At 59.8% G+C, this 6,454-nt stretch carries 6 protein-coding genes; 4 read left to right on the top strand and 2 right to left on the bottom strand.

The features are described 5' to 3' along the window. Window positions 1-313 precede the first annotated feature (313 nt). The 3 genes from NW838_RS06070 (at window position 314) to glmS (ending at window position 4,337) form a co-directional block, all read left to right on the top strand. Window positions 314-1,120: an ABC transporter ATP-binding protein gene (locus NW838_RS06070; protein ID WP_414355855.1), complete on the top strand. Its 807-nt coding sequence runs from the start codon at window positions 314-316 to the stop codon at window positions 1,118-1,120. Beyond that, window positions 1,120-2,343: an MlaD family protein gene (locus tag NW838_RS06065; RefSeq protein WP_414355854.1), complete on the top strand. Its 1,224-nt coding sequence runs from the start codon at window positions 1,120-1,122 to the stop codon at window positions 2,341-2,343. Before NW838_RS06070 ends, NW838_RS06065 begins: the two co-directional genes overlap by 1 nt. A gap of 146 nt (window positions 2,344-2,489) precedes the next feature. Further along, the gene (gene glmS, locus NW838_RS06060; protein ID WP_414382665.1) at window positions 2,490-4,337 is read left to right on the top strand and encodes a glutamine--fructose-6-phosphate transaminase (isomerizing); all 1,848 of its coding nucleotides are present in this window, start codon (window positions 2,490-2,492) and stop codon (window positions 4,335-4,337) included. Here glmS and NW838_RS06055 read toward each other — a convergent pair. Together NW838_RS06055 and atpC are read right to left on the bottom strand one after the other, a co-directional pair. Beyond that, a complete protein-coding gene (locus NW838_RS06055; RefSeq protein ID WP_414355852.1) occupies window positions 4,298-4,804 on the bottom strand; it encodes a heavy metal-responsive transcriptional regulator in 507 nt (168 codons plus the stop codon). The two genes, glmS and NW838_RS06055, sit on opposite strands and share 40 nt — an antisense overlap. 160 nt (window positions 4,805-4,964) lie before the next feature. After that, window positions 4,965-5,372, bottom strand: coding sequence for an ATP synthase F1 subunit epsilon (atpC, locus tag NW838_RS06050; protein ID WP_414355851.1), 408 nt, complete (start codon window positions 5,370-5,372; stop codon window positions 4,965-4,967). Between the two features lie 306 nt (window positions 5,373-5,678). Between atpC and NW838_RS06045 the strand changes: the two genes are divergently transcribed. Then, complete coding sequence (locus tag NW838_RS06045; protein ID WP_414427698.1) at window positions 5,679-6,317, top strand: Crp/Fnr family transcriptional regulator; 639 nt, start codon at window positions 5,679-5,681, stop codon at window positions 6,315-6,317. The last annotated feature ends 137 nt before the right edge of the window (window positions 6,318-6,454 follow it).

Raw genomic sequence — 6,454 nt, 5'->3', positions numbered from 1 at the left:
GTGGGCGGCTGCCCTCGAGGAAGACCTCGCCCCTGAGCTGCAGAGCAAGGAGGATGGGGAAGAGAGGTACGGCTTGGGCTTATCGCCAGGGATCCCTGATCTGCCTTGATAGGGCTGTGGGCTGCTTCATTGCCTTGGCCCCTGCCGACTCCTAAACTAGCAGTGAAGCCGACTCAAGGAGGGAAGCATCCTGAGCCCCCAGTTTTGCTTGAAATCATTGGTCAAGTGCTTCAGAAGCAGCATAGACAGCCCAAAGGAGCAGCAGGCCGCGGAAAATAGGCTCCAGCCTTTGGCGAGGGCGGAGGTTCTGAGCATGCCAGCAGTGCAGAGCACTGCCCCCTTGGTGGAGCTGCGCCAAGTTTCCAAGCGCTTCGGCTCGACGGTGGTGCTTGACCACGTGGATCTGAAGGTGTACCGGGGTGAGGCCCTGGGCCTGGTGGGGCCTTCGGGCACCGGGAAATCGACGCTGCTGCGCATCATCGCCGGCCTAACGGAGCCAGACGCTGGAGAAGTGCTCTGGTGCGGGATCCCGCTCCCGGAGATTCAAGCCCATCATGCAACTCCCCCTTTGCGAGTAGGGATGGTGTTTCAGCAGGCCGCCCTCTTCGACTCCCTGACGGTGGAAGAAAACGTGGGTTTTTTGCTCTACGAGCACTCGCAGTTGCCCCGCTCCCGTATTCAGGAATTGGTGGCCGCCAAGCTGGAGGCGGTGGGGCTGGCGGGCAAAGAGCACAACCTGCCAGAAGAACTCTCAGGGGGGATGCGCAAACGGGCTAGCTTCGCCCGCGCCATTATGGAGGATCCTTCTCTGCCCCAGGATGAGCCCCAATTGCTGCTGTACGACGAGCCCACAGCGGGCTTGGATCCCATTGCCTCCACGGTAATTGAAGATCTCATCCGGGAGCTGCAGCAGGTGAAAAAAGCCTGTGAGAGCTACATTGTGGTGACCCACCAGCACAGCACCATTTACCGCGCCACCGACCGCATTGTGTTGTTGGCTCAGGGGCGGGTGCAGTGGGAGGGATCCGTGCAGCAGATTGAAACGTGCGATAACCCCTTTGTGCGGCAGTTTTTCAGCGGTAGCGTAGAAGGGCCAATTCAAGTGGCGGGGCAGGTGTGATGCGTTCGCGAGCAGTGCGAGAAGGGGCAGTGGGCCTGTTGATCCTGGCGGGGGCGCTGGGCTTTGCCGGCCTGTTTTTGTGGATCTACAACCTGCGCTTCGGCAGTCGCGGCTTTCAATTTACCGTCACCTATACCAACGTGGCCGGGCTGGCCGAGGGATCCAGTGTGCGGCTGCGGGGGGTAACCATAGGTCGAGTGGAGCGGATTGTGCCTCAACCCAGCCAAGTAGAAGTACAGGTGACCATTGATCAGCCCCTAGTCATCCCCCGCGATTCCCTGTTTCTTACCAAACAGACGGGGTTGGTGGGGGAAACGGTGATGGATATCCTGCCCCAGGGGAGGGGTCAGGCGGCAACGGGATCCCCTCTGGCAGCGGATTGCGACAGCAGTCAAATCATCTGCGATGGGGATGTGGTGGAGGGCAAACCTGGAGTGGATTTTGGCCAGTTATTGATCCGGCTGGATCAGTTGCTCACACGGATTAACGACGATGAGCTCTTCGACACCCTTAACGCCACCCTAGAAGGGATCACCCGCGTCGCCAATAGCGTAGCCAGTCTTTCAGAAACCGTAGAAGAGCGAGTAGCTGCCCTGCGCACCGAAGATCTGGACTTGTTGCAATTCACGACCGCTGCCACAGCCATCCAAGACGCGGCTGGAGCTGTGGGGGGAACTGCCCGCAGTTTTCAAGCGGCTGCCGATCAATTCACCGCCCTGGTGGATCAAAACCGCACTTCCCTTAACGCCGTCCTGGAGAACATTCAGCAGGTGAGCGCCGATCTACAGGCCATGTCGAGCGCGGTGCGCCCGCTGGTTACCGATCCACAACTCCAGGCCGATGTGCGCCAGATCCTGGCCGAGGTGCGAGCGGCTGCGGAGAACGTGGCCCAAGCTACCGAAGATCTGCAGCAGATTGCCGCCAGCCTCAACGATCCGGGCACTTTAGCTACTCTGCGCCAAACCCTCGATTCCGCCCGCATCACCTTTCAGAATATGCAAAAAATTACCGCCGACATCGACGAGCTGACCGGGGATCCCCAGTTTCGCCGCGGCATTCGAGAGTTGGTGTTGGGGCTGAGCAACTTGGTCTCCAGCGTCCCTGGGGAAGATGGGATCCAGCCCGCGGTGGCCGAAGGTTATCAGTTCCATTTTGCGCCCGTCTCTTTTGCCCAGGGAGTTGCCCCTGGATCCCAAGGATGGCAGCCGCAGACTTCCCCATAAATTGGCAACCCGCTGAGGTGAACAACGTCGGCCAAAGCCGTTGAAGGGATCCCGAAGCTGGGGTAGGCTTTGCGGATAAGGTGCTGTGCCTACGGCACCCCCTATGGCTACGCAACGCTGGCGCGACTGAGGTTGAGGTGTGAGGAATGTGTGGCATTGTCGGCTACGTGGGTTTTCAGTGGGCTGCCCCCATCCTGTTGGAGGGCCTGCGCACCTTGGAGTATCGGGGCTATGATTCTGCCGGCATTGCCACAGTGGATCCCGAAGAAGGATTGAGAGTTGTCCGCGCTACCGGCAAGCTGCACAACCTGCTGGTGAAGCTCACCGCCAACATGCCCACCGCCAAGGTAGGGATCGGACATACCCGCTGGGCCACCCACGGCGGCGTGACCGAAGAAAATGCCCACCCCCAGTGCGACGAGCGCGGGCGCATTGTGGTGATCCAAAACGGCATTGTGGAAAACTACCTGGAGCTGAAGGAGCGCCTCTTGGAGCGGGGGATCCCATTCCGCTCCCAAACCGATACGGAAGTGATCGCCCAACTGCTCGGCCTCTATACAGAAGAGCTGGGCTCCTTTGAGGCGGCCTTTGGCCAGGTCATGGGGCAACTGCGGGGGGGAAACGCCGTGGTGGCTCTGGATCGGGAGGCGCCGGATCGGCTGATCGCAGCCCGTTTGGGCAATGCCGGAGCCGTGGTGGTGGGAGAGGGAGAAGGGGAAAACTTCGTCGCCTCCGATCTGCCTGCCATTGTCCGCCATACCCGCAAGGTGGTGTTCTTAGAAGATGGGGAAATGGCGGTTCTCACGGAGTCTCAAGTGCGCTACCTGCGCATTACCGGCGAGGAGCTGCGCAAATCCAGCATCACCGTGGCCTGGGATCCCGTCTCAGCCGCCAAGGGAGGCTACAAGCACTTCATGCAGAAGGAGATCTTTGAGCAGCCCCGCACCACCACCGATACGCTACGGGGGCGGGTGGATCTGGAACAGGGCCGGGTGACACTGGAGGGGCTAACGCTTTCTGAAGCACAACTGGCCCACATTGAGCACATCCACGCCGTAGCCTGTGGTACTGCCTGGCACGCCTGCTGGGTGCTCAAGTACTTCATCGAGAGCTTGGCCCGTACCCCCGTGGAGGTGGACTATGCCTCTGAGTTTCGCTACCGCCAGCCGGTGTTGCGCCCCAACCACCTGTTGCTGGCTCTAACCCAGTCGGGAGAAACCGTCGATACGCTGGCAGCCATGAGCGAGGCCCGCACCCAAGGGATCCCGACTCTGGCGATTGTCAACGCCATCGGATCCCAGGCCAGCCGTCTGGCGGATGCCGGGGTTCTCTACATCCATGCCGGTCCGGAGATTGCCGTGGCTTCCACCAAAGTGTTTACCGGCATGTTGGTGGCAGGGTACTTGCTGGCCTTGCAGCTGGCCCAGGCCAAAGGGATCCTCAGCCCGGCCCAGATCCAAGCCCACCTGCAAGCCTTGATCGAGCTGCCGGGCAAGATCAGCCTGATGCTGAAGGACGCCGCCCTCTACGACCAACTGGCGGAGCAGTACCATCATGTTGCCAACATGCTCTATCTGGGCCGCTGGGTTAACGCCCCGATTGCCCTGGAAGGAGCTTTGAAGATGAAAGAGGTGAGCTATATCCACGCCGAAGGCTACCCGGCAGGGGAGATGAAGCATGGCCCTATCGCCCTCATCGACGAGCGGGTGCCGGTGGTGTGCATTGCCACCCGGGATCCCGTCTACGAAAAAATGCTCTCCAACATCGAACAGGTGCGGGCGCGGGGGGGACGGGTGATCGCCCTCATCAACCCCGAAGACACCCAGGTGCGGGAGAAAGCCGACCACATCATCGAGGTGCCCAGCACGACACCCCTGTTGTCGGCGGTTCTGAACGTGATCCCCCTGCAGTTGTTCGCCTACGCCATGGCTTTGCGCCGCGGAGCCGATGTGGATCAGCCGCGCAACTTGGCTAAGTCGGTAACAGTGGAGTAACGGCTGTCGCTCTTGCCACCGCCGGCCCCTGGTTTTTGCAAAATCGGGCAGATCACCTCTTTTTCATCAGCAGCCGCAGGGGGGATCTGCCAATCGGAGAGGAGACCTTGAATTTGGCTTTTCAGCGCTTGCAGATCGGCAATTCGCTGTTCAATCTCCTGCAGCTTGCCTTGCAGATGCTGGCGAATTTCTGGACAAGGCTGCTCCCCTCGGTCGTGGACATCCAGGATTTGGCGGATTTCTTCTAAGCTCAGGCCCAGGCTCTGGCAGCGGCGGATAAAGGCCAGACGAACCAAAACCGAAGGGTCGAACAGCCGATAGCTGGACTCCGCCCGTTCCACCGTTGGCTTCAGCAGGCCTATCGATTCGTAGTAGCGCACCGTGCGTACAGGCAAGCCGGCTGCTAGAGCCACCTGGCCGATCTTCAGGCTAGCAGACAAGTCCTGGACAGCAGCAGGATTCAACATGCCTTCAACTGGATCTTTTGTGGATTCCTCCAGCCTAACAAAGCCAATCTCGGAAGATGGAGAATGGCCATCTGGCTGCGCCTCACCTCCCCCTCTTCCCTGCAGCTTGGGCTATATCTGGAGATCCTGCATCGGGACAGAGTCAGCTTCAAGAGATCCCTCAGGTCTTACTGCCCATCTCGGCAGCTTGGATCAAGGCCCTGGCCCGCTGTTGATCCAACTTGGCCTGCAAGCGCTCTTGCTTGTCGCTGCTGGTATTCAAAACTTTGCTGGCTTCATCCAAGAGGGCCTGAGCCGCCGCCTTATCCACTGTTTCGCCCCGCTCGGCTCGGTTAACCAGGACGGTTACCTCGTTGTTTTCGACTTCTGCAAATCCGCCCATGACCGCAATGGCCGACCACTTTCCATCGGCTTTGACCCGCATAACGCCATTGCCGATAGCAGTTAAGAGGGGGGCGTGCCCGGTGAGAATGCCCAATTGGCCCGAAGTGGCAGGGAGGATCACTTCCTCGCTGGGGGCATCCCAAACCGTGCGGTCGGGGGTAATCACACGAACCATCAGCGTCACGACAGATCTCCTGAAAGCTTGAGCACTTTCGCGTCGACGGTGCGGAGCACCCTGGTTTCGATCCTAGCGGATTAGGATCCCTGCAGCTTTGCCTGGTTCCCCTTTTGTCTTTATTCTCTCGGGGCAGCCACACTTAACCTGGACATAACCTTGCCTTTACTTCAGACTGGGAGGCAAGCGCTAAGGTGTTGTCGGGAACACTTATCTCATGCCCCAACCTCAGCATTGACGGCCAGCCCATTGCTGTTGGTTTGCAAGGGGGAGCCCAACGACTGGTGCGCCCAGTTTTCTTAGCGGAGCCAGCCTATGCCTGAAGCGATGCCTAGCCATTTTGCTGCCGGCCTGTCCACACGGGAGCGCCAACTGCTGGAAGACCTCTACCGCAGCCGCAGTTTATCCCCCTACACTCCCGGCCAGGTTATCCCTTTGTTTCCTGATGAATGGGTGATCGTCTGTCGGGGGGTGGTGCAGTTGACCACCCTCTATCCCAACGGTGGTGAGGCGCTGTTGGGGTTTGCCGGCCCTTCCATGCCCCTGGGATCCCCGCTGACGATGTTGGATCCATACAAAGCCACGGCTTTGACGGCAGTTGATGTGCTGCGGCTGCCGGCAGCAGAAGTGGAAGCCTCAGAGATCCTGAGTCAAGGGCTGCTCAAGCAGGTGGTGCGTCGGCTGCGCCAAACCGAAGCATTGCTCGCCTTGGCCGGACGGCGGCGGGTAGAGGATCGGCTGCGCCAGTTGCTCTCCCTTTTGGCTGTGGAGCTGGGATCCCCGGTTGCAACAGGGGTGCGCCTGCAAGTGCGCCTTACCCACCAGGACTTGGCCAATGCCATCGGCACCACCCGGGTCACCATTACCCGTCTCCTAAACCGCTTTCGCCAGCAGGGCTGGGTTGCGGTGGACAAAAACCGGCACCTTGTCATCAAACTCGCCCACGCTCCGTAAAACCTTTAGAAACTGAGCAGGATCTGCTCCTAGGGCATGGCTGAAAGCTGGCAGTTTTTGGCTCGTAGTTAACTGCTGGGAGATGGAGCTGACGGGAGTCGAACCCGTGTCCGAGATGGGTACTGAGGGATCACTCA

Source organism: Synechococcus sp. R55.2 (assembly GCF_047462075.1).
Lineage (GTDB): Bacteria > Cyanobacteriota > Cyanobacteriia > Thermostichales > Thermostichaceae > Thermostichus.
The sequence above is the reverse complement of the archived record's forward strand: the minus strand, read 5'-3'. Positions and strand labels throughout refer to the sequence as shown.